Genomic DNA, 19912 nt, shown 5'->3' with positions numbered 1-19912 from the left:
AGGATAAACTTTTTCTGGAGAGAATCCGTTTTGGATCAATTTTTTTGACTTAAATGAAATGAGGTTTCACACCGGCAAGGGATAATGCGCCGGTCTGCGGTGACGAAGCAGACTCGCTACCTGCTGGCAGGAAAGCTCGAGGTTTCTTTACGATACGGCAAAAGCAACATGATAAATTACACTATCTCCTTAATTTCTCCACGATTGCCGGAGAGGCTGGCGCTAAAGTGGCACAGGCTGTGCAATAACAAGAAAATGTGCATATGAGGTTTTTATTCTGATGGCGAATTTCTTTATCGATCGCCCCATTTTTGCATGGGTGCTGGCAATCCTGTTATGCCTGACGGGCACCCTTGCCATTTTGTCGCTGCCGGTTGAACAGTATCCCGACCTCGCCCCGCCGAATGTGCGGATCACCGCCAACTATCCCGGCGCCTCCGCGCAAACCCTAGAGAATACCGTCACTCAGGTTATCGAACAGAATATGACCGGCCTCGATAACCTGATGTATATGTCCTCCCAGAGCAGCGCCACCGGCCAGGCGACGATCACCCTCAGCTTTACCGCCGGTACCGACCCGGATGAAGCCGTGCAGCAGGTTCAGAACCAGCTACAGTCGGCGATGCGTAAGCTGCCGCAGGCGGTGCAAAACCAGGGGGTGACGGTGCGCAAGACCGGTGATACCAATATCCTGACGCTCGCCTTCGTCTCCACTGACGGCAGTATGGATAAACAAGATATCGCCGACTACGTCGCCAGTAACATCCAGGACCCGCTCAGCCGCGTCAACGGCGTGGGGGATATCGACGCCTACGGTTCGCAATACTCAATGCGCATCTGGCTCGACCCGGCGAAGCTCAACAGCTACCAGATGACCACCAAGGATGTTACCGACGCCATCAGTTCGCAGAACGCCCAGATTGCCGTCGGCCAGCTTGGCGGGACGCCTTCGGTCGATAAGCAAGCGCTGAACGCCACCATCAACTCGCAATCTCTGCTGCAAACCCCGGAGCAGTTCCGCAATATCACTCTGCGCGTCAATCAGGATGGTTCAGAGGTGACGCTGGGCGATGTCGCCACCGTCGAGATGGGGGCGGAGAAGTACGACTATCTTAGCCGCTACAACCGCCAGCCGGCCTCAGGCCTCGGGATCAAGCTGGCTTCCGGCGCCAACGAAATGGCCACCGCGGAGCGCGTGATCAATCGCCTCAATGAGCTGGCGCAGTTTTTCCCCCACGGTCTGGAATATAAGGTCGCCTACGAGACCACCTCCTTCGTGAAGGCTTCCATCACCGACGTGGTGAAAACCCTGCTGGAGGCGATCCTGCTGGTCTTCCTCGTGATGTATCTGTTCCTGCAGAACTTCCGCGCCACCCTGATCCCGACCATCGCCGTGCCGGTGGTGCTGATGGGCACTTTCGCGGTGCTGTATGCCTGTGGCTACAGCATCAACACCCTGACGATGTTCGCGATGGTGTTGGCGATCGGCCTGCTGGTGGATGACGCCATCGTGGTGGTGGAGAACGTCGAGCGCATCATGAGCGAGGAGGGCCTGTCGCCACGCGAGGCGACCCGCAAATCGATGGGACAAATTCAGGGCGCGCTGGTGGGGATCGCGATGGTGCTGTCGGCGGTATTTGTGCCGATGGCCTTCTTCGGCGGCACCACCGGCGCCATCTATCGCCAGTTCTCAATCACTATCGTCGCGGCGATGGTCCTCTCGGTGCTGGTGGCCATGATCCTCACCCCTGCCCTTTGCGCCACGCTGCTTAAGCCGGTTAAGCCAGGTGAATCCCATGAAAGAAAAGGCTTCTTCGGCTGGTTCAACCGCACCTTCAACCGCAGCGCCAGCCGCTACGAAACCTTCGTCGGCAAAATACTGCACCGCTCGCTGCGCTGGATGCTGATCTACGTCCTCCTGCTCGGCGGGATGGTGTTCCTGTTTCTGCATTTGCCGACCTCGTTCCTGCCGCTGGAGGATCGCGGGATGTTCACCACCTCGGTCCAGTTGCCGAGCGGCAGCACCCAGCAGCAGACGCTGAAGGTGGTGCAGAAGGCGGAAGATTACTTCCTCAATAACGAGAAGCAGAACGTTGAGTCGGTGTTCGCTACCGTTGGCTCCGGCCCCGGCGGCAATGGGCAGAACGTGGCCCGCATGTTCGTTCGTCTCAAAGACTGGGACCAGCGCGACCCGCAAACCGGCACCTCCTTTGCCATTATTGAACGCGCCACCAAAGCGTTTAATCAGATTAACGAAGCGCGGGTTATCGCCAGCAGCCCGCCGGCGATCAGCGGCCTCGGCAGTTCGGCAGGCTTCGATATGGAGCTGGAGGATCATGCCGGGAAGGGGCACGATGCGCTGATGGCGGCGCGCGATACGCTGCTTGAGCTGGCCGGGAAAAATCCGCTGTTGACCCGCGTCCGGCATAACGGGCTCGATGACAGTCCGCAGCTGCAGGTCGATATCGATCAGCGTAAAGCGCAGGCGCTTGGCGTCTCCATTGACGACATCAACGATACGCTGCAAACCGCGTGGGGGTCGAGCTACGTCAACGACTTTATGGATCGCGGCCGGGTAAAGAAAGTCTACGTCCAGGCGGCGGCGAAATACCGGATGCTGCCTGACGATATCAATCTTTGGTACGTGCGCAACAGCAGCGGCACGATGGTGCCATTCTCGGCCTTCGCCACCTCGCGCTGGGAGACCGGCTCGCCGCGGTTGGAGCGCTACAATGGCTACTCAGCGGTGGAGATCGTCGGTGAGGCGGCGCCGGGTATCAGTACCGGTACCGCGATGGACATGATGGAGAAGCTGGCCGCGCAGTTACCCACCGGCTTTGGCCTCGAATGGACCGCCATGTCCTACCAGGAACGCCTCTCTGGCGCTCAGGCGCCGGCCCTGTACGCGATTTCTCTGCTGGTGGTGTTCCTGTGCCTGGCGGCGCTGTACGAGAGCTGGTCGGTGCCGTTCTCGGTGATGCTGGTGGTGCCGCTGGGGGTGATTGGCGCCCTGCTGGCGACCTGGATGCGCGGTCTGGAGAATGACGTGTACTTCCAGGTGGGTCTGTTGACAGTGATCGGCCTGTCGGCGAAAAACGCCATTCTGATCGTCGAGTTCGCCAATGAGCTCAACGAGAAGGGCCAGGATCTGCTCAGCGCCACGCTGTCAGCTTGCCGTCAGCGCCTGCGCCCCATCCTGATGACCTCGCTGGCGTTCATCTTCGGCGTGCTGCCGATGGCGACCAGCACCGGCGCCGGTTCCGGCAGCCAGCATGCGGTCGGCACCGGAGTGATGGGCGGGATGATCTCCGCCACCGTGCTGGCGATCTTTTTCGTGCCGCTGTTCTTTGTGCTGGTGCGTCGCCGTTTTCCGCTAAAGGAGCGTCCGCAATAAACCGACGAGCTTCGGCGGCGAGGCGTAATAACAGAAAAGGCGACCACGGTGGTCGCCTTCTTTATGTGTTCAGAACCCTAGCGCGCTTATTTACTTCGCGTTATTCCCCTGCTCACATTGCGGAAATTTATTTACGAAGCATGCCTTCAATAAAGTCTTTCCAGTTCCCCAGTTCATGTTCAATCATAATAGCCTCTCTTATTATTATGGTCGATTCTATATAACTTCATTACCGATGGGAAGTTGTGCTCCCCTATTGCTCTGATTGTCTTATGGACCGCTGACAGAGATAAAACCTCTGGTTGTCGCTACTATGCCGCTTCGTATGTAAACATAATGTGACGTAGAGCAACCTCAGACAACATTTTTGCAATAATGTTAAAGCCCTCACATCATGCCCACAGGTGGCCAACATTTAACCACCCGATATATCGAATGAGATCCCCGGTAAAAAGTTATATTTATTCATCTGAATCACGTATTATTTCAGTAAGACTTATATATTCGGAAATATCTGAGTTAACCGCTTAATTGAATGTAAAAGGTTTATCTATGCTCACCATGTACGGAATTAAAAACTGCGATACCATTAAAAAAGCCCGCCGCTGGCTGGAAGCGCATCAGATTGAGTATCGCTTCCATGATTACCGCGCCGATGGCCTTGAGCGCGCGCAACTGGATACCTTTATTGCCGAGCTGGGCTGGCAGGCGCTGCTGAACACCCGTGGCACCACCTGGCGCAAACTCGACGAGTCGCTGCGCAATAGCATCGATAATGCCGACGCCGCTGCCGCATTGATGCTGGAAATGCCGGCAATTATCAAACGCCCATTGCTCTGCGCGCCCGGTCGTCCTATGCTGCTGGGTTTTAGTGAAGCAAGTTATCAGCAGTTTAACGAGGTATAGTCTATGTCTTGCCCGGTCATTGAGCTGGCTCAGCAGCTTATTCGCCGCCCTTCCCTTAGCCCCGATGATGCGGGATGCCAGGCGTTAATGATTGAACGCCTGCGTGCGATCGGCTTTACCATTGAACCGATGGATTTCGGCGATACGCAGAATTTCTGGGCCTGGCGCGGCCACGGCGAGACGCTGGCCTTCGCCGGCCACACCGACGTAGTCCCGGCAGGCGACGCCGACCGCTGGATCAATCCCCCGTTCGAACCGACCATCCGCGACGGGATGCTGTTTGGCCGCGGAGCGGCGGATATGAAAGGCTCGCTGGCGGCGATGGTGGTTGCCGCAGAGCGTTTTGTCGCGCAGTACCCGAACCACAGGGGCCGACTGGCGTTTTTGATCACCTCTGATGAAGAGGCCAGCGCCAAAAACGGCACCGTCAAAGTGGTGGAGACGCTGATGGCGCGTAACGAGCGTCTGGACTATTGTCTGGTCGGCGAACCTTCCAGTACCGAAGTGGTCGGCGATGTGGTGAAAAACGGCCGCCGCGGCTCGCTGACCTGCAACCTGACTATTCACGGCGTGCAGGGGCATGTCGCCTATCCGCACCTTGCCGATAACCCTGTCCACCGCGCGGCGCCGATGCTGGCGGAACTGGTCAATATCGAATGGGATAAAGGCAATGAGTTCTTCCCGCCGACCAGCATGCAGATCGCCAACGTGCAGTCCGGCACCGGCAGCAATAACGTGATCCCCGGCGATATGTTCGTCCAGTTCAACTTCCGCTTCAGTACGGAGCTGACGGACGAGATGATCAAATCCCGGGTGATCGCCCTGCTGGAAAAATACCAGCTGCGTTACAGCGTGGAGTGGTGGCTCTCCGGCCAGCCGTTCCTCACCGGACGGGGCAAGCTGGTGGATGCGGTCGTCAACGCGATTGAGCACTATAATGAGATCAAACCGCAGCTGTTAACCAACGGCGGCACCTCAGACGGACGGTTTATCGCGCGCATGGGGGCGCAGGTGGTTGAGCTGGGCCCCGTAAACGCAACGATTCACAAAATTAATGAATGTGTGAACGCCGCCGACCTGCAGCTGCTGGCGCGGATGTATCAACGCGTCATGGAACAGCTGGTCGCCTGACGAATTGACGTAAAGAGGAAGCGCGCATGGAATGGCTTATTAAACACTGGTGGATTCTGGTGCTGGTCTTTTTGGTGGGGTAATTATCAACGTGATTAAAGATCTGAATCGCGTTGACCACAAAAAATTCCTCAACAACAAACCCGATCTGCCGCCGCACCGTGATTTTAACGATAAATGGGACGATGACGACGACTGGCCGAAGCACGACCAGTCGAAGAAACCGTAAATTTGCCTTTATCGCGGTACCGCCCGCCTGTAACCCCGCTCTCCGGGGTTACAGCATTTCGATGATATCATCCCCTTTTGGCGTACTGCCGCTCAGCGCCTCATCAAAATAGTGCTTCGGCACGGTATAACGCAGACGCTCGATCGCCAACTGCATACTGCGATCGTCAATGGCATGCCCGAGATCGTCGACAATATCTAAGGTCACGTCGCCGCCCGCCTGCTGTAACGCCTCCTCGGCCGACACCGCCCACGCCAGGTCGATAACCCGATCTTCACCACCGTGGATCAGGTGAATGGTGGTGGCCGTCGTTGCCGTCTCCGGCAGCGTCGCATAGCGGCCATTAAAGGCGATGACCCGCGAAGCCAGATCCGGCGCCGCTTTGATACTCTCCAGCGACATAATCGCCCCCTGAGAGAAACCGATCAGCGCGGTGGCCAGTGGACTGACGCCGCTCTTTTCCTGCCAGTAGCGTACAATTTCAATAAAGGTCGGCATAATGGCGTCGATGCGCTGCTGACGATTCTCTTCCGTCACCCCCTGCAGTGAAAACCACTGCCGACCGTTGGGGCCGCAAGGTTCCACCCCGCCAATGCTGACGATCAGCGCATCAGGAAACTGCGGCGCGAACCAGCTGCCGATTTGCCCCATGGAGACCGGGTTATCCCCTACGCCATGAAACAGCAGCAACAGCTGTTGCGCAGGCGTCGCAGGACTTTGAACAATAAAATGATCGTGTTTCATGGCTGTCTCCTTAGTGTTTGCGGGCAGTGTACGCCGCTCGCCAGATATGACCATGCCATTTAACTGAATGAGTTAGTTAAAAAAATTGCAGATGCGCCACCTGCTGACGCAGCGCATCAGCGCGCGCTGCATCAAGGGAGCGCAAGGCGTCAGCGGCCTCCCGACGCCATCTCGCCTGCAAGGCTTTTCGCCCCGTCAGCTGCAGCACGGCGCAGAGTGCGGCCTCCTCTTTGCCCTGCAGTCGTCCCCGCAGGGCCGGCAACGGCATGTCGGCCTGCATCAGTAGGCGGTTGAGGCAACCCAGCGCCGCGGCCAGCGGGCGGTGGGCGAAGGCAAAGCTCGCCGCTTCCAGCCAGTCCTCATCACTAAGCATAGCGTCTGCGACGGCCGGCAGCGGCGCGGATTCCTCTCGCCACGGGCGAAGCCAGTATTCATCGCGCTGCAGCCGCTGCGCCTCCCGCTGCGCCAGCTGGCGCCCTGCCGCGGTCAACGGATAGAGGGCCATCGCCGTATAGCAGCCGCTGCTGGCCTCGCGATGGGTACCCAGCCGTACGAGGGTAAACCCGCAGCGTTGCCAGAAGCGCCACAGCTCAGCGGTATAGCCGAAGCTGACGGAGAGATAGTCATAGCCAGCGGCATCGGCGGCGATATCGGCGATCATCTTCCGCCCAAGGCCTTCCCGCTGGCGGGTGGGATGGACAGCGATCCGACTGACCCGCAGCCCGCGCAGCGTCGCCGCCAGGGGACTGCCGCCGTGCGCCGCCAGCGACTGGGCGACCAGATTCCCGCGCGGCCGGCGAAAACCCGCCCATACCGCCCGGCTCAGTTCGCGAGAAAGTCCCCCCTCGGCCACCAGCCACAGGGCGCCCGCTACCGCGCCGCCGGCGCGAGCGCAGCGGAAAGCCTGGCCCGGAGCATCCATCATGCGCCGCAGATCGAGCGGGGAAGTTCGGTAATGCGCCCCGGACAATAGCTGGTACATCGCCTCCGGTAGCGCTGGCTGCGTTTGCCAGCAGGACTGATTGACCGCCTCCAGGGCTAGCTCCCCCATCGGCGCGTCGCGAAATGCCTCATCGTTAAAGATAAGCAACTGACTGATGGCTGACTCCAGCGGACAGCCCGCCGCCCAGCGGATCGGGGCGCTCAGGGTGAACGATTGCAGATGGGGCAGACTGGCGCAAAATTTCAGCAGGAACCCGCGACCGGTGCCCTCGTACCCTTGCACCGTCGTGGTGAGTAGCGTGCGGGGAAAACGGCTCACCAGTTGCCGGAGAAGCGGAGCCGGGATAGCCGCGGCCTCATCGACTATCAGCCACGCCGCCTTTTCTTTCGACGCCAGCAGCGCATCGGGCGCCATAAAGCGCAACGTCTCCCCGGCAAAGCTGGCCAGCACCTCGACAGCGCTACGCGTTGGGGCGGTGACGATGGCCTCGCCCCCAAGCTGGCGCAGGAGCATACCCGCCAGCGCGGACTTCCCCCGTCCACGCTCCGCCGTCACCGCCGCGATACCGGGCGGCAGGCGTATCAGTTGCTCAAGGATTGCCGCCTGCTCGGCCTGCGGGCGGCCATCGGCGGGATGCCAGTCGGGACGCGGGGCGGCCAGCGGGAAACGTGGCCGGTCCGACTGCCGCCAGAGCAACACCTCCGGATCGGCGATAAACTGCCGACAGCAGCGGTGAACAAAGTTAGGGGTAACGATAGGGTCAGGCGTATCGCTCCAGCGCAGAGAGTCCTCATCCGCCCGGGTCGGCCAGTCGGCGAAGGGGGGCGTCAGCAGCACCAGCCAGCTTCCCGCCCGCAGCGTGCCGCTCAGGGCCGCCATGGCGGCCACATCAAACCCGCGCCGGGCATCGAAAAAGGCGTGCATCACTTCCCGCCCCAGCAGCGTTTTCAGCGCGCCAGGCGCCACGCAGGGCGCAGAACCCGGCTCGGGGCCAACCCACAGGCCATCGCCGCCGAGCCTCTCCCGTAGCGCCTGCGCCTGCTGCAGCGTCCAGCTCTCATCGCCGCTGAGCACCAGCAGGCGACGGATCCCCTCCCGCGCCATTTGCGCGGTGAGGTTAAGCAGCGCGTCCATCATGGGGGACGATTACAGCGCGCTGCCGAAGGTATTGCACTGCGCCGGATCGCCGCTATCGAAACCGCGTTTGAACCAGGTGTAGCGCTGTTTCGAGGTGCCGTGGGTAAAACTGTCCGGCACCACGCGTCCCTGGCTCTGCTGCTGTAGACGATCGTCGCCGATGGCCTCGGCGGCGTTCAGCGCCTCCTGCAGATCGCCAGTTTCCAGAATATCCTGCTGCTGCATATTATGACCCCAGACGCCGGCGAAGCAGTCTGCCTGCAGCTCCATCTTAACCGACAGGCGGTTGGCTTCGGCCTGCGTGGCATGCTGCTGTTGCTGGCGGACCTTCGGCTCAATGCCCAGCAGTTTTTGTACGTGATGACCCACTTCATGAGCAATGACGTACCCCTGGGCAAAGTCGCCGTCGGCGCCCAGTTTATTTTTCATCTCATCGTAGAATGACAGGTCGATATAGACCGTACTGTCGGCAGGACAATAGAAGGGGCCCATCACCGACTGACCGGTGCCGCAGCCGGTACGGGTCGCGCCGCGGTAGAGCACCAGCTTTGGCTGCGGGTACTGGCGGCCCATCTTTTCAAAGATCGGCCCCCAGGTATCTTCGGTGGTAGCCAGAATGACGGAAGTAAACTTCGCCGCTTCATCGTCTTTCGGACTGATGGAGCGCTGCGTGGAGGTCTGCTGCTGCGGCATCGGTTCGCCGGTCAACATGCCGGTCAAATCCACGCCGTAGTAGCCCGCCACCAGCACAATAATCAGCAGTACAATGCCGCCCTTCCCGCTCGGCAGACGGAAGCCGCCGCCCCCGCCGCCGCCAAACGGCGAGCCTGATTGTCCACGTCGATCTTCAACATTGTCGCTTTCGCGACGCCCTTGCCAGCGCATAAGCACCTCATTCCCTGTTATGTATCAATAGCAGAGATCGTAGGCGGTTCAGCGCAGGATTACCACAGGAAACAGCAAGAGACGCCAGAAGATGAGGCCATCTTCTGGCGGCGGGCGGGTTAGTCGAGCTTAACGCCCAGGCGGTGAGCCACTTCTTCGTAGGCTTCGATCAGGCCGCCAAGGCTCTGGCGGAAGCGGTCTTTGTCCATTTTATCGAGGGTGTTTTTATCCCACAGGCGGCTGCCGTCCGGCGAAAACTCGTCGCCCAGCACCACTTCGCCTTTGAACAGACCAAACTCCAGCTTAAAGTCCACCAGAATCAGACCGGCGTCATCGAACAGTTTTTTCAGCACGTCGTTGGCTTTGTAGGTCAGCTCGCGCATCCGCGCCAGATTCTCTTTACTCACCCAGCCGAAGGTTTCGCAGTAGGAGTCGTTGACCATCGGATCGTGCATAGCATCGTTTTTCAGGAACAGGTCGAACAGCGGCGGATTCAGCTCGATACCTTCTTCAATGCCTAAACGTTTTACCAGCGAGCCTGCCGCACGGTTACGCACCACGCACTCTACCGGCACCATATCCAGTTTTTTCACCAGACATTCGGTATCGGAGAGCAGCGCTTCCATCTGGGTAGGGATGCCCGCTTCTGCCAGTTTACTCATAATGAAATGGTTGAATTTGTTGTTCACCATGCCTTTACGATCGAACTGCTCGATGCGCGCGCCATCACCTGCTGACGTATCGTTACGGAATTCCAGTACCAGCAGGTCCGGATTATCGGTGCTGTATACTGTCTTCGCCTTACCACGATACAACTCAGCTTGCTTTTTCATCTTTCACTACTCCAGTGATATTGAGCCAAAAAATGACGTGTCGGTCTTACATAACATCCTGCAACGGGCGTTGGAGCGGATGCTGTACGCTTGCGGGGCGAACTGCAGTCAGGCGACTGGAGCAGCCTTAACGCGGCGATTTACAGAATTATATGGCCACGCACACGTTTGCGTCACTATACATGAAAAAGGGCCGGATTGCTCCAGCCCTTTTGATTACTTGTTAAATGCGGCCTGGAATACGGCTACCAGGGCGTCATTTTGCGACTGCGTCAGGGTGTGGCCTTTCGGGTCGATAAACTGCAGGCTACTGCGGTTATCGAGGTCGCCGACCTGCAGTTTGTAGTCGCCGGAGACCAGCTGCGGGTCACGTGCGCCCAGCTCCTGCCAGCTGCTGTCAGACAGCGGCTTATAGGTCAGCGCCATGCTGCCCTGAGAGCGCGTGCTGTCGGTCACTTTCATCCCCACTTTCTCGAGGGCGCCCGGCAGACGCTGCCACACCAGGTTAAACGGCGCGCGAACAACGAGCATCGGCAGGCCGGTATCGTCGGCGGCGCTCTGCACGTCGAAGGTGGCCCCCGCGCTGCGCTGTGCGGCGTTCTGGGCGCTGGTGGCATTCATGTCAAGGCCTTCCGAAATGACGTTCAGCATAGCGGTGCTGTAGCGCTGCAGAGACGCCGGATCGGCAACCGGTTTACCCGCCTGCTCCAGATTCACCAGCTTAACGACCACCGCTTGCTGATAACCCTGCGGTTTGACGGAGATTTGATAACGACCGCGATACTGCTGATCTTCATCAAGACGGTTCCACTCAACCCAGTCGGTGTTCAGCGTCTGGCTCGCATCATCGCGCTTGGCGATAACGTAGTTCTTCGCCTGAAGAATACTGGTGACCTGTGCCCACAGCGAACCGCTGCGGCCGTTCTCGACCATCAGCATCGCGGTATCGCCGTTAAACTGGGTCCGCGCACCGCTCACCAGCGCCAGCGGCTGCGCCGGCGGACGAATGTCCAGCGCTTTACCGACCGCGCCGGTGCTGTTAGCCACCGGAATATTGTAATCACCCACCTGAATCGGCAGGATCATCCCCGCCGGCGCGTGAAGTTCGCTCAACGGTGATGCCTGTAAATAGGCCTCATCACCGCTCACCTGACGCTTATAGCGTGAGTCAGAACTACAGGCCGCGAGGAGTAGAACCAGCGAAACACCCGCAACCTTCGCCAGGCGCGACTTCTGTACTGAGTAAGCCATCAAATCTCCCTAAACTTTACAGCAAACCGGCATGCTTCAGCGCGGCAGTGACGGCTTCACGACCATGATCGGTGATAGGCGTCATCGGCAAGCGCAGCGTATCGGTCGCCACAAGACCCAACGCCTTGCATCCCCATTTCACCGGGATAGGATTGGGTTCGACAAATAATTTTGTATGCAGTGGCATCAGACGCTGGTTAATCGCACGAGCTTCGGCAAATTGACCCGCCAGCGCCAGACGGCACATGTCGGCCATTTCGCGCGCCGCCACGTTGGCCGTAACAGAAATCACGCCTACGCCGCCGAGCTGCATGAAGTCCATACCGGTCGCATCGTCACCGCTCAGCAGAATAAAGTCGTCTGAAACCAGCTCTTTGATCTGGTGAACGCGACTTAAGTTCCCTGTTGCTTCCTTAATACCGACAATATTTTTAATTTCCGCCAGACGGCCAACGGTTTCCGGCAGCATATCGCAACCGGTACGGGACGGCACATTATACAGAATTTGCGGCAGGTCAGTATGCTCGGCGATAGCTTTAAAGTGCTGGAACAGGCCTTCCTGGGTCGGACGGTTATAATAAGGAGTGACCGTCAGGCAGCCAACAACACCGCTATCGTTAAAACGTTTGGTCAGGCTAATCGCCTCTGCGGTTGCATTGGCTCCCGTTCCAGCGATAACCGGAATACGCCCGTCGGCCAGCTCCAGCGTCATCATCACCACGTCGCCATGCTCTTCATGGCTCAGCGTTGCGGATTCACCGGTAGTCCCTACCGAAACGATCGCCGAGGTTCCGTTGGCGACATGGTAATCAATCAGTTTTTTCAGGCTTGTCCGGCAGACATTACCGTTTTCATCCATCGGCGTGACAAGCGCTACAATACTTCCCGTGAACATGGGCCATCCTCAGAGCAGAAGTGCGACAAGATTCTCAATGTTACGTTTGGAGCTGTAATAAAAGCAAGAGACCCGACGCCATCAGGGATGTTGTATGGCGGTTTTTTTTATGCTTTCCTAATGTTACCTCACCTTTTTAAAGGAAGAACAGGTTTGACAGCCTCATTACAACACTATCTGGTTATTACCGCCCTGGGGGCTGACCGTCCCGGCATCGTGAATACGATCACTCGCCACGTCAGCAGCTGCGGTTGTAATATCGAAGACAGCCGGCTGGCCATGCTCGGTGATGAGTTTACGTTTATCATGCTGCTTTCCGGGTCGTGGAATGCGATTAACCTGATCGAATCAACTCTGCCGCTGAAAGGCGCGGAGCTGGAGCTGTTGATCGTGATGAAACGCACCACTGCGCGCCCGCCGCAGGCCATGCCAAACACCGTTTGGGTCCAGGTTGAGGTGCCGGACTCACCGCATATCATCGAGCGCTTTACTGCCCTGTGCGATACATGGAATATGAATATTGCGGAGCTGGTGTCCCGCACGCAGCCGGGAGACGGCGATTCCGCGCAGCTTTTTATCCAGATAACTGCCCACAGTCCTGCGACGCAAAATGCAGCAAATATCGAACAAGCGTTCAAAGCCCTATGTACAGAACTGAACGCACAAGGCAGTATTAACATCGTTAATTATTCACAGCATGATGAACAGGATGGAGTTTAACCCATGACCCCACTGAAAGCCGGTGATATCGCACCGAAATTTAGCTTACCGGACCAGGACGGCGAGGAAGTAAATTTAACCGACTTCCAGGGACAACGTGTCCTGGTTTATTTTTACCCGAAAGCCATGACCCCGGGCTGCACCGTCCAGGCGTGCGGCTTGCGCGATAATATGGACGACCTGAAAAAAGCCGGCGTTGAAGTGCTGGGCATCAGCACCGATAAACCGGAAAAACTCTCCCGTTTCGCCGAAAAAGAGCTGCTGAACTTTACGCTGCTGTCTGATGAAAACCATCAGGTTTGCGAGCAGTTTGGCGTCTGGGGCGAAAAATCCTTTATGGGGAAAACCTACGACGGGATCCACCGGATTAGTTTCCTCATTGATGCCGATGGCAAAATCGAACACGTCTTTGATGATTTTAAAACCAGCAATCACCACGACGTGGTGCTGAACTGGCTGAAAGAAAACGCCTGATGCAAAGCAAGACGCCGGGAGAGGAAGCCCTCGCCCGGCGTCTTTTTTATTCTCATTGCCTTAGTCGTCGACCGCCAAACCATCCGGCCAGGCATGCACCACTGCTTTAATCAGCGTGGCCAGAGGAATGGCGAAGAAGACGCCCCAGAATCCCCACAGTCCGCCAAAGATCACCACCGACAGGATAATCACCAGCGGGTGTAAATTGACCGCTTCCGAGAACAGCACCGGAACCAGCAGGTTACCGTCCAGCCCTGAATAATCAGATAGACCGCAAACAGGCTCCAGAACTCGGTGCCAGCGCCAAACTGAAACAGCGCCACCCCCACCACCGGAATGGTCACCACAAACGCGCCGATATAGGGGATCAGCACCGAGAAGCCCACCAGCACCGCCAGCAGCAGCGAATAGTTGAGGCCAAAGAGAATAAAGCCTATCCAGGTGGCGACGCTGACGACAATCATCTCCAGCACCTTGCCGCGAATGTAGTTGGTGATCTGCTGGTTCATCTCTTTCCACACCTGCCCGGCAAGCCCGCGATTGCGCGGCAGAACGCGGCGCACCGCGTTGAGCATCTGCTCTTTATCCTTCAGCAGGAAGAAGACCATCAGCGGCACCAGCACCAGATAGACCGCCAGGGTGAGTAACCCCACCAGCGAGGCCAGAGAGTACTTAACCACCGAGTCGCCCACCGTCAGCATCCGGGTGCGCATATTTTCCGCCATCGCATCGATAATGCCGGCATCCATTAACGCCGGATAGCGCCGCGGCAGCGTGGCGGCGAAATCAGAGAGCTTATTTAGCATGCCCGGCATATCGCGGATGAGGTAGATCCCTTGCTGCCAGGCTACCGGCAGCACCACAAAGGCCAGCAACAGCAGGATGCCCACAAAGAGGATCAGCACCAGCGAGGTGGCCCAGGTGCGCGACAGACCGATGCGCTCCAGACGAACGGTCGGCCACTCCAGCAGATAGGCCAGCACGATAGCCACCAGCAACGGGGCCAGCAGGCCGCTGAAAAAGAACATAATGCCGAAACCGGCAAGCAAAATAACCAGCAGCGCTATCGCCTCAGGGTCGCTGAATCGACGGCGGTACCACTGCATTAACATCTCAAGCATAAAACCTTCCCTGAAGGGCCAAGCGGCGACAATCCGGGGAATTGTATCGAAATGTCACAAAAAAGACTTCGCTTTTTGATGCGCCGCAGTCAAACCGTTCTCCGCCATGAAGAACATATTTTCAAGGCGGCCAACGCCAGCTAAACTCGCTGGGATGCGGCCAGGGAACATTACGCCGCACAATCGGTCAAACTGGCACACCCACATTACAGGACAGAGGTTATGTTCAGGCAGTTGAAGAAAACGCTGGTGGCGACCGCGATCGCGTCGCTGACGCTGGGTTCGATAGGTCCTGCTTTTGCTGACTCCGCAGATACCCTGCCGGACATGGGAACCTCCGCAGGAAGCACGCTGTCAATCGGTCAGGAAATGCAGATGGGGGATTACTACGTCCGCCAACTGCGCGGTAGCGCGCCGCTGATCAACGACCCTCTGCTGGTGCAATATATCAACGGGCTGGGTATGCGTCTGGTGGCTCACGCCAACTCGGTGCGTACCCCGTTCCACTTCTATTTGATTAATAACGACCAGATCAACGCCTTCGCCTTCTTCGGCGGCAATGTGGTCCTCCACTCCGCCCTGTTCCGCTACTCTGATAACGAGAGCGAACTGGCCTCTGTCATGGCGCACGAAATCTCCCACGTGACGCAGCGCCATCTCGCCCGCGCGATGGAAGATCAGAAGCGCAACGCGCCGCTGACCTGGGTCGGCGCGCTGGGTTCAATTTTGCTGGCGATGGCCAGCCCGCAGGCCGGAATGGCGGCCCTGACCGGGACGCTGGCCGGTACTCAGCAGGGTATGATCAGCTTCACCCGCCAGAACGAAGAAGAGGCCGACCGGATTGGCATTCAGGTTCTGCAGCGCTCGGGTTTCGACCCACAGGCCATGCCGATGTTTATGGGTAAACTGCTTGACGAGTCGCGCTACTCGACGCGACCGCCGGAAATGTTGCTCACCCACCCCCTGCCGGAAAGCCGACTGGCCGATGCCCGTAACCGCGCCAACCAGATGCGCCCGGTGGTGGTACAGTCCTCGGCGGACTTCTATCTGGCGAAGGCGCGTACCCTCGGGATGTACACCAACGGCGACAACAAGCTGGGCACCGATCTGCTGAACGCCTGGGATAAAGGCAATATCCGCCAACAGCATGCCGCCCAGTATGGTCGCGCTCTGCTGGCGATGGAAAGCAATAACTTTGACCAGGCACGCAAAACGCTGCAGCCGCTGCTCAACGCCGACCCGCAAAATGCCTGGTATCTCGATCTGGCCACCGATATCGACCTCGGACAGAAGAAAACCAGTGACGCCATCAATCGCCTTAAAAACGCCCGCGAGCTGCGTACTAATCCGGTGCTGCAGCTGAACCTGGCCAACGCCCTGCTGCAGGGCGGGCAGCCCGGGGAAGCGGCGACCATTCTGAACCGGTATACCTTTACCTATAAAGAGGATGGCAACGGCTGGGACCTGCTGGCCCAGGCGGAAGGCGCGCTGGGCAATCGCGATCAGGAGCTGGCGGCGCGGGCTGAAAGCATGGCGCTGGTCGGCCAGCTGGAGCAGGCGATTTCCCTGCTCAGCAGCGCCAGCTCGCAGGTGAAACTGGGTAGCCTGCAGCAGGCACGTTACGATGCCCGTATCGATCAGCTACGCGATCTGCAGGCTCGCTTCCGTCCCTATCAAAAAATGTAAGGAGACCCCATGACCGACGCGGTAAAAATTTACCATAACCCACGCTGCTCCAAGAGCCGCGAAACGCTGAGCCTGCTGCAGAGTCGCGGCATCGATCCTGAGGTGGTGCTTTATCTTGAGACGCCACCGGATGCCGGGACGCTGCGCCAGCTGCTGCAGCTGCTGGGTATGGAGAGCCCCCGCGAGCTCATGCGCCAGAAAGAGGAGCTGTATAAATCGCTCAATCTGGCCGACCCGGCTCTCAGCAACGCGGCGCTGATACAGGCGATGGTCGACAATCCGAAACTCATCGAGCGCCCTATCGTCGTCAGCCGCGGCCAGGCGCGTATTGGCCGCCCGCCGGAACAGGTTCTTGAGATCGTAAGCTAACTCACCCGCGCCGCGCTTGCGCGGCGCTTTTTTTTACGTGGGCGATTCCAGATCTTTCACGCCAATATCTCCCGCCCGACGGACGGTGCTACTGTTCATCCATCGCTCAATCCACTGGACGGATGAACATGAAAAAGCCGACCTCCACGCCCCATGACGCCGTGTTTAAGACCTACCTCTCCCATCCCGATACCGCCCGTGATTTCCTGCAACTGTATCTGCCCGAGACGCTGCTTAAAGTGTGCGATCTGCGTACGCTGCATCTCGAGTCCGGGCATTTTGTCGAAGACGATCTGCGTCCCTTTTACGCCGACATTTTGTATTCCCTGAAAACCACGGCGGGCGACGGTTATATTTATGCGCTTATCGAACACCAGAGCACGCCCGACCGGCATATGGCCTTTCGTCTGATGCGCTACGCCATCGCCGCCATGCAGCGCCATCTCGATGCCGGCCACGATCGCCTGCCGCTGGTGATCCCTGTTCTCTTCTACCACGGTCTGGTGAGCCCCTATCCGTTCTCTCTGCGCTGGCTCGATGAATTCGTCGCTCCGGAGCTGGCCGGCCACCTTTATCACGGGGCGTTTCCGCTGGCGGACATAACCGTCATTCCGGATGACGAGATTGCCACCCACCAGCGCATGGCAACGCTGGAGTTACTGCAAAAACATATTCGACAACGCGATCTGGCGCAGCTCCTCGACAAGCTGAGCGAATTATTATTGACTGGACTGGCGACGGAATCGCAGGTACAAGCCCTGATGCACTATCTGGTACAGGCAGGCAACACGCGCGAGCCGATTAAATTCATTCGCGAGCTGGCGTTACGAACGCCGCAGCATAAGGAGACGTTGATGACGATTGCGGAATATCTGGAACAACAGGGGCTGGAGCGGGGCCTGGCGCAGGGGCGACAGGAAGGCCGTCAGGAAGGACGGAAAGAAGAGGCGCAGCGCATCGCTGTCGCTATGCTGCACAGCGGCCTTCCGCGCGACCTGGTCGCCCGGTTGACCGGGCTGACGGAGCAGGAGCTGACTCCCCTGGCGGACTAAAGCTTAAGGATCTCTTTCACGAAGGGGATCGTCAGCTTGCGCTGAGCGGTAATCGAGGCATGATCCAGCTGATCGAGGGTCATAAACAGCGAACGCATCTCGCGATCCAGCCGCTTCAGCAGGAAGCGGCACACATCTTCCGGCATCTCGAAGCCGCGCAGTCTGGCGCGCAGCTGCAGCGCCTGCAGTTTGTCTTCATCCGACAGCGGCTGCAGCTTATAGATCTGCCCCCAGTCCAGCCGTGAGGCCAGATCCGGCAGGCCAAGATTCAGCTGCCGCGGCGGCCGATCGCCGGTGATCAGCAGCCGGGTTTTGCCTGATTCCAGGATCCGGTTATAGAGATTAAAGATGGCCATCTCCCAGGGCTCATCGCCGGCGACGCACTCGATGTTATCGATGCACACCAGCGCCAGCTGTTCCATCCCCTCCAGCACCTCGGGCACAAACCACGTCCGTTTATCCAGCGGCACGTAGCCTACCGCATCCCCGCGCTGGGAAAGCTCCGCGCAGGCGGCGTGTAACAGGTGGCTACGACCTGCCCCTTCACGTGACCAGATATAAATGTACCCGCTGTGTTCCTGGCGCAGTACGTTCTGGAGGGCGGCAAGTAGGGAAGGATTATCACCCGGCCAGAAACTCGCGAAGGTTTCGTCGTCAGGAAGATACAGTGGCAAAGAGAGCTGTGCCGGTGCGTTCAGATGGACCTCAACATAGGCTTACAGAAAAACGCGAAGAGTTTACCACAGATTTAGGTCAGGAGAGAACCGGGCGGGATCGCCGCCCGGTCAGGCGATCGTTATTTAAACTCTTCGCTATCCGCCGCGTCGAGGACCACCTCTTCCGGACGCAGGACGCTGATAAGCTTGAAAATCAGGCTGAGGGCGATGCCCACGATAGTCGCCAGCGCCATCCCTTTCAGCTCGGCGGCGCCAATGTGCACTTTAGCGCCGCTAACGCCGATGATCAGGATCACGGAGGTGAGGATCAGATTCTGCGCTTTACTGTAATCCACCTTCGATTCAATCAGTACGCGGATCCCCGAGGCGCCAATCACCCCGTACAGCAGCAGGGAAACGCCGCCCATCACCGGCACCGGGATGATCTGGATAGCCGCCGCCAGTTTGCCGACGCAGGAGAGCAGAATCGCAATGATCGCCGCGCCGCCGATTACCCAGGTGCTGTAGACCCGGGTAATCGCCATCACGCCGATATTTTCACCGTAGGTAGTGTTGGGCGTCGAACCGAAGAAGCCGGAAACGATCGTCGACAGGCCGTTGGCAAACATCGAACGATGCAGGCCCGGGTCGCGGATCAGATCGCGCTTAACGATATTAGCGGTCACCACCAGATGCCCCACGTGCTCGGCAATCACCACCAGCGCGGCGGGCAGTATGGTGAAGATAGCAAACCACTCAAAGCGCGGAGTGTAGAAAGTCGGCAGCGCGAACCAGTGGGCCTCGGCGATCGGGGTGGTATCGACCACGCCCATCACAAACGACAGCGCATAGCCCACCAGCACGCCGATCAGGATCGGAATAATCGCCAGGAAGCCGCGGAACAGCACGGATCCGAACACCGTCACCGCCAGGGTCACCATCGAGATAATAATGGTTTTACTGTCCGGTGACTGGCCGTCGGCCGGCAGCAGCCCGGCCATATTAGCCGCCACGCCCGCCAGTTCGAGGCCGATAACCGCCACGATGGCGCCCATCGCCGCCGGCGGGAACATCACATCCAGCCAGCCGGTACCGGCTTTTTTGACAATAAAGGAGACGAGGCAGAACAGCACGCCGCACATAATAAAGCCGCCCAGCGCCACTTCGTAGCCCAGCGGCAACAGCAGCAGCACCGGGGAGATAAAAGCGAAGCTTGATCCCAGATAAGCGGGAATTTTGCCTTTACAGATAAAGAGGTACAACAGCGTACCGATGCCGTTGAACAGCAGGACGGTGGCCGGGTTAATGTGGAACAGAATAGGCACCAGTACCGTTGCGCCAAACATGGCGAACAGATGTTGCAAACTAAGCGGGATTGTCTGTAAAAGCGGCGGTCTTTCACTCACCCCGATGGCACGGCGCGTCATAGTGTATTCCTCTGAGAGTCGTCTGTTATTTGCTGTGGATTACTTTTATTCAAAAAAAA

Annotated in this window: 18 protein-coding genes and 2 pseudogenes; 9 read left to right on the top strand and 11 right to left on the bottom strand. The window is 58.3% G+C overall.

Annotated elements, in window-relative coordinates; all coding sequences use genetic code 11:
* Positions 1–280: 280 nt before the first annotated feature.
* On the top strand, positions 281–3394 hold the full coding sequence (gene acrD / locus LPQ25_RS06805; protein ID WP_004174879.1) for a multidrug efflux RND transporter permease AcrD: 3114 nt from the start codon (positions 281–283) through the stop codon (positions 3392–3394).
* A gap of 127 nt (positions 3395–3521) precedes the next feature.
* Here acrD and ypfM read toward each other — a convergent pair whose 3' ends face one another.
* The gene (ypfM, locus tag LPQ25_RS06800; protein WP_100181659.1) at positions 3522–3581 is read right to left on the bottom strand and encodes a protein YpfM; all 60 of its coding nucleotides are present in this window, start codon (positions 3579–3581) and stop codon (positions 3522–3524) included.
* Positions 3582–3946: 365 nt separating this feature from the next.
* Between ypfM and LPQ25_RS06795 the strand changes: the two genes are divergently transcribed.
* The 3 genes and pseudogenes from LPQ25_RS06795 to LPQ25_RS06785 all read left to right on the top strand — a co-directional run bounded on the left by LPQ25_RS06795 (position 3947) and on the right by LPQ25_RS06785 (position 5660).
* Positions 3947–4300 carry an ArsC family reductase gene (locus tag LPQ25_RS06795; RefSeq protein WP_002913764.1) on the top strand — a complete coding sequence of 118 codons (354 nt, stop codon included), beginning with the start codon at positions 3947–3949 and terminating at the stop codon, positions 4298–4300.
* A gap of 3 nt (positions 4301–4303) precedes the next feature.
* Positions 4304–5431, top strand: a complete 1128-nt coding sequence (dapE, locus tag LPQ25_RS06790; RefSeq protein ID WP_004890462.1) for a succinyl-diaminopimelate desuccinylase — start codon at positions 4304–4306, stop codon at positions 5429–5431.
* Between the two features lie 26 nt (positions 5432–5457).
* Positions 5458–5660, top strand: a pseudogene (locus LPQ25_RS06785) (YpfN family protein).
* A 48-nt stretch (positions 5661–5708) separates the two neighbouring features.
* Here LPQ25_RS06785 and ypfH read toward each other — a convergent pair.
* The 6 genes from ypfH to dapA form a co-directional block, all read right to left on the bottom strand.
* The gene (ypfH, locus tag LPQ25_RS06780) at positions 5709–6404 is read right to left on the bottom strand and encodes an esterase (protein ID WP_002913770.1); all 696 of its coding nucleotides are present in this window, start codon (positions 6402–6404) and stop codon (positions 5709–5711) included.
* A gap of 76 nt (positions 6405–6480) precedes the next feature.
* Positions 6481–8484: a tRNA(Met) cytidine acetyltransferase TmcA gene (locus LPQ25_RS06775; protein ID WP_015875080.1), complete on the bottom strand. Its 2004-nt coding sequence runs from the start codon at positions 8482–8484 to the stop codon at positions 6481–6483.
* A 9-nt stretch (positions 8485–8493) separates the two neighbouring features.
* The gene (gene ypfJ / locus LPQ25_RS06770; RefSeq protein ID WP_002913800.1) at positions 8494–9369 is read right to left on the bottom strand and encodes a KPN_02809 family neutral zinc metallopeptidase; all 876 of its coding nucleotides are present in this window, start codon (positions 9367–9369) and stop codon (positions 8494–8496) included.
* A 119-nt stretch (positions 9370–9488) separates the two neighbouring features.
* Positions 9489–10202, bottom strand: a complete 714-nt coding sequence (gene purC / locus LPQ25_RS06765) for a phosphoribosylaminoimidazolesuccinocarboxamide synthase (RefSeq protein WP_002913801.1) — start codon at positions 10200–10202, stop codon at positions 9489–9491.
* Positions 10203–10418: 216 nt separating this feature from the next.
* On the bottom strand, positions 10419–11453 hold the full coding sequence (gene bamC, locus LPQ25_RS06760) for an outer membrane protein assembly factor BamC (protein WP_014907126.1): 1035 nt from the start codon (positions 11451–11453) through the stop codon (positions 10419–10421).
* A 16-nt stretch (positions 11454–11469) separates the two neighbouring features.
* Positions 11470–12348 carry a 4-hydroxy-tetrahydrodipicolinate synthase gene (gene dapA, locus LPQ25_RS06755; RefSeq protein WP_002913803.1) on the bottom strand — a complete coding sequence of 293 codons (879 nt, stop codon included), beginning with the start codon at positions 12346–12348 and terminating at the stop codon, positions 11470–11472.
* A 153-nt stretch (positions 12349–12501) separates the two neighbouring features.
* Here dapA and LPQ25_RS06750 point away from each other — a divergent pair, with 153 nt between their 5' ends.
* Positions 12502–13068 carry a glycine cleavage system transcriptional repressor gene (locus LPQ25_RS06750; protein ID WP_002913804.1) on the top strand — a complete coding sequence of 189 codons (567 nt, stop codon included), beginning with the start codon at positions 12502–12504 and terminating at the stop codon, positions 13066–13068.
* A gap of 3 nt (positions 13069–13071) precedes the next feature.
* Positions 13072–13542 carry a thioredoxin-dependent thiol peroxidase gene (bcp, locus tag LPQ25_RS06745; protein ID WP_002913805.1) on the top strand — a complete coding sequence of 157 codons (471 nt, stop codon included), beginning with the start codon at positions 13072–13074 and terminating at the stop codon, positions 13540–13542.
* Positions 13543–13602: 60 nt separating this feature from the next.
* On the opposite strand, the pseudogene LPQ25_RS06740 reads toward bcp, so the two are convergent.
* Both LPQ25_RS06740 and LPQ25_RS06735 read right to left on the bottom strand, forming a co-directional pair.
* Positions 13603–14663 (bottom strand): annotated as a pseudogene (locus LPQ25_RS06740) (AI-2E family transporter).
* Between the two features lie 54 nt (positions 14664–14717).
* A complete protein-coding gene (locus LPQ25_RS06735) occupies positions 14718–14834 on the bottom strand; it encodes a hypothetical protein (RefSeq protein WP_004221267.1) in 117 nt (38 codons plus the stop codon).
* 51 nt (positions 14835–14885) lie between these two features.
* Between LPQ25_RS06735 and bepA the strand changes: the two genes are divergently transcribed.
* The 3 genes from bepA (at position 14886) to LPQ25_RS06720 (ending at position 17770) form a co-directional block, all read left to right on the top strand.
* On the top strand, positions 14886–16349 hold the full coding sequence (gene bepA / locus LPQ25_RS06730) for a beta-barrel assembly-enhancing protease (RefSeq protein ID WP_002913807.1): 1464 nt from the start codon (positions 14886–14888) through the stop codon (positions 16347–16349).
* Between the two features lie 9 nt (positions 16350–16358).
* Positions 16359–16718 (top strand): arsenate reductase (glutaredoxin), encoded by a 360-nt coding sequence (gene arsC, locus LPQ25_RS06725; protein WP_004174871.1) that lies wholly within the window; start codon positions 16359–16361, stop codon positions 16716–16718.
* Positions 16719–16846: 128 nt separating this feature from the next.
* Positions 16847–17770 (top strand): Rpn family recombination-promoting nuclease/putative transposase, encoded by a 924-nt coding sequence (locus LPQ25_RS06720; protein WP_014907125.1) that lies wholly within the window; start codon positions 16847–16849, stop codon positions 17768–17770.
* Here LPQ25_RS06720 and LPQ25_RS06715 read toward each other — a convergent pair.
* A complete protein-coding gene (locus LPQ25_RS06715; protein ID WP_020947395.1) occupies positions 17767–18468 on the bottom strand; it encodes a DnaA inactivator Hda in 702 nt (233 codons plus the stop codon). The genes LPQ25_RS06720 and LPQ25_RS06715 overlap by 4 nt on opposite strands.
* 98 nt (positions 18469–18566) lie before the next feature.
* Entirely contained in the window at positions 18567–19853 is a 1287-nt protein-coding gene (uraA, locus tag LPQ25_RS06710; protein ID WP_002913824.1) for a uracil permease, read from the bottom strand.
* Between the last annotated feature and the right edge of the window lie 59 nt (positions 19854–19912).

Origin of the sequence: Klebsiella sp. KPN54798 (genome assembly GCF_021184225.1) — a bacterium.
Lineage (GTDB): Bacteria > Pseudomonadota > Gammaproteobacteria > Enterobacterales > Enterobacteriaceae > Klebsiella > Klebsiella pneumoniae.
The sequence above is the reverse complement of the archived record's forward strand: the minus strand, read 5'-3'. Positions and strand labels throughout refer to the sequence as shown.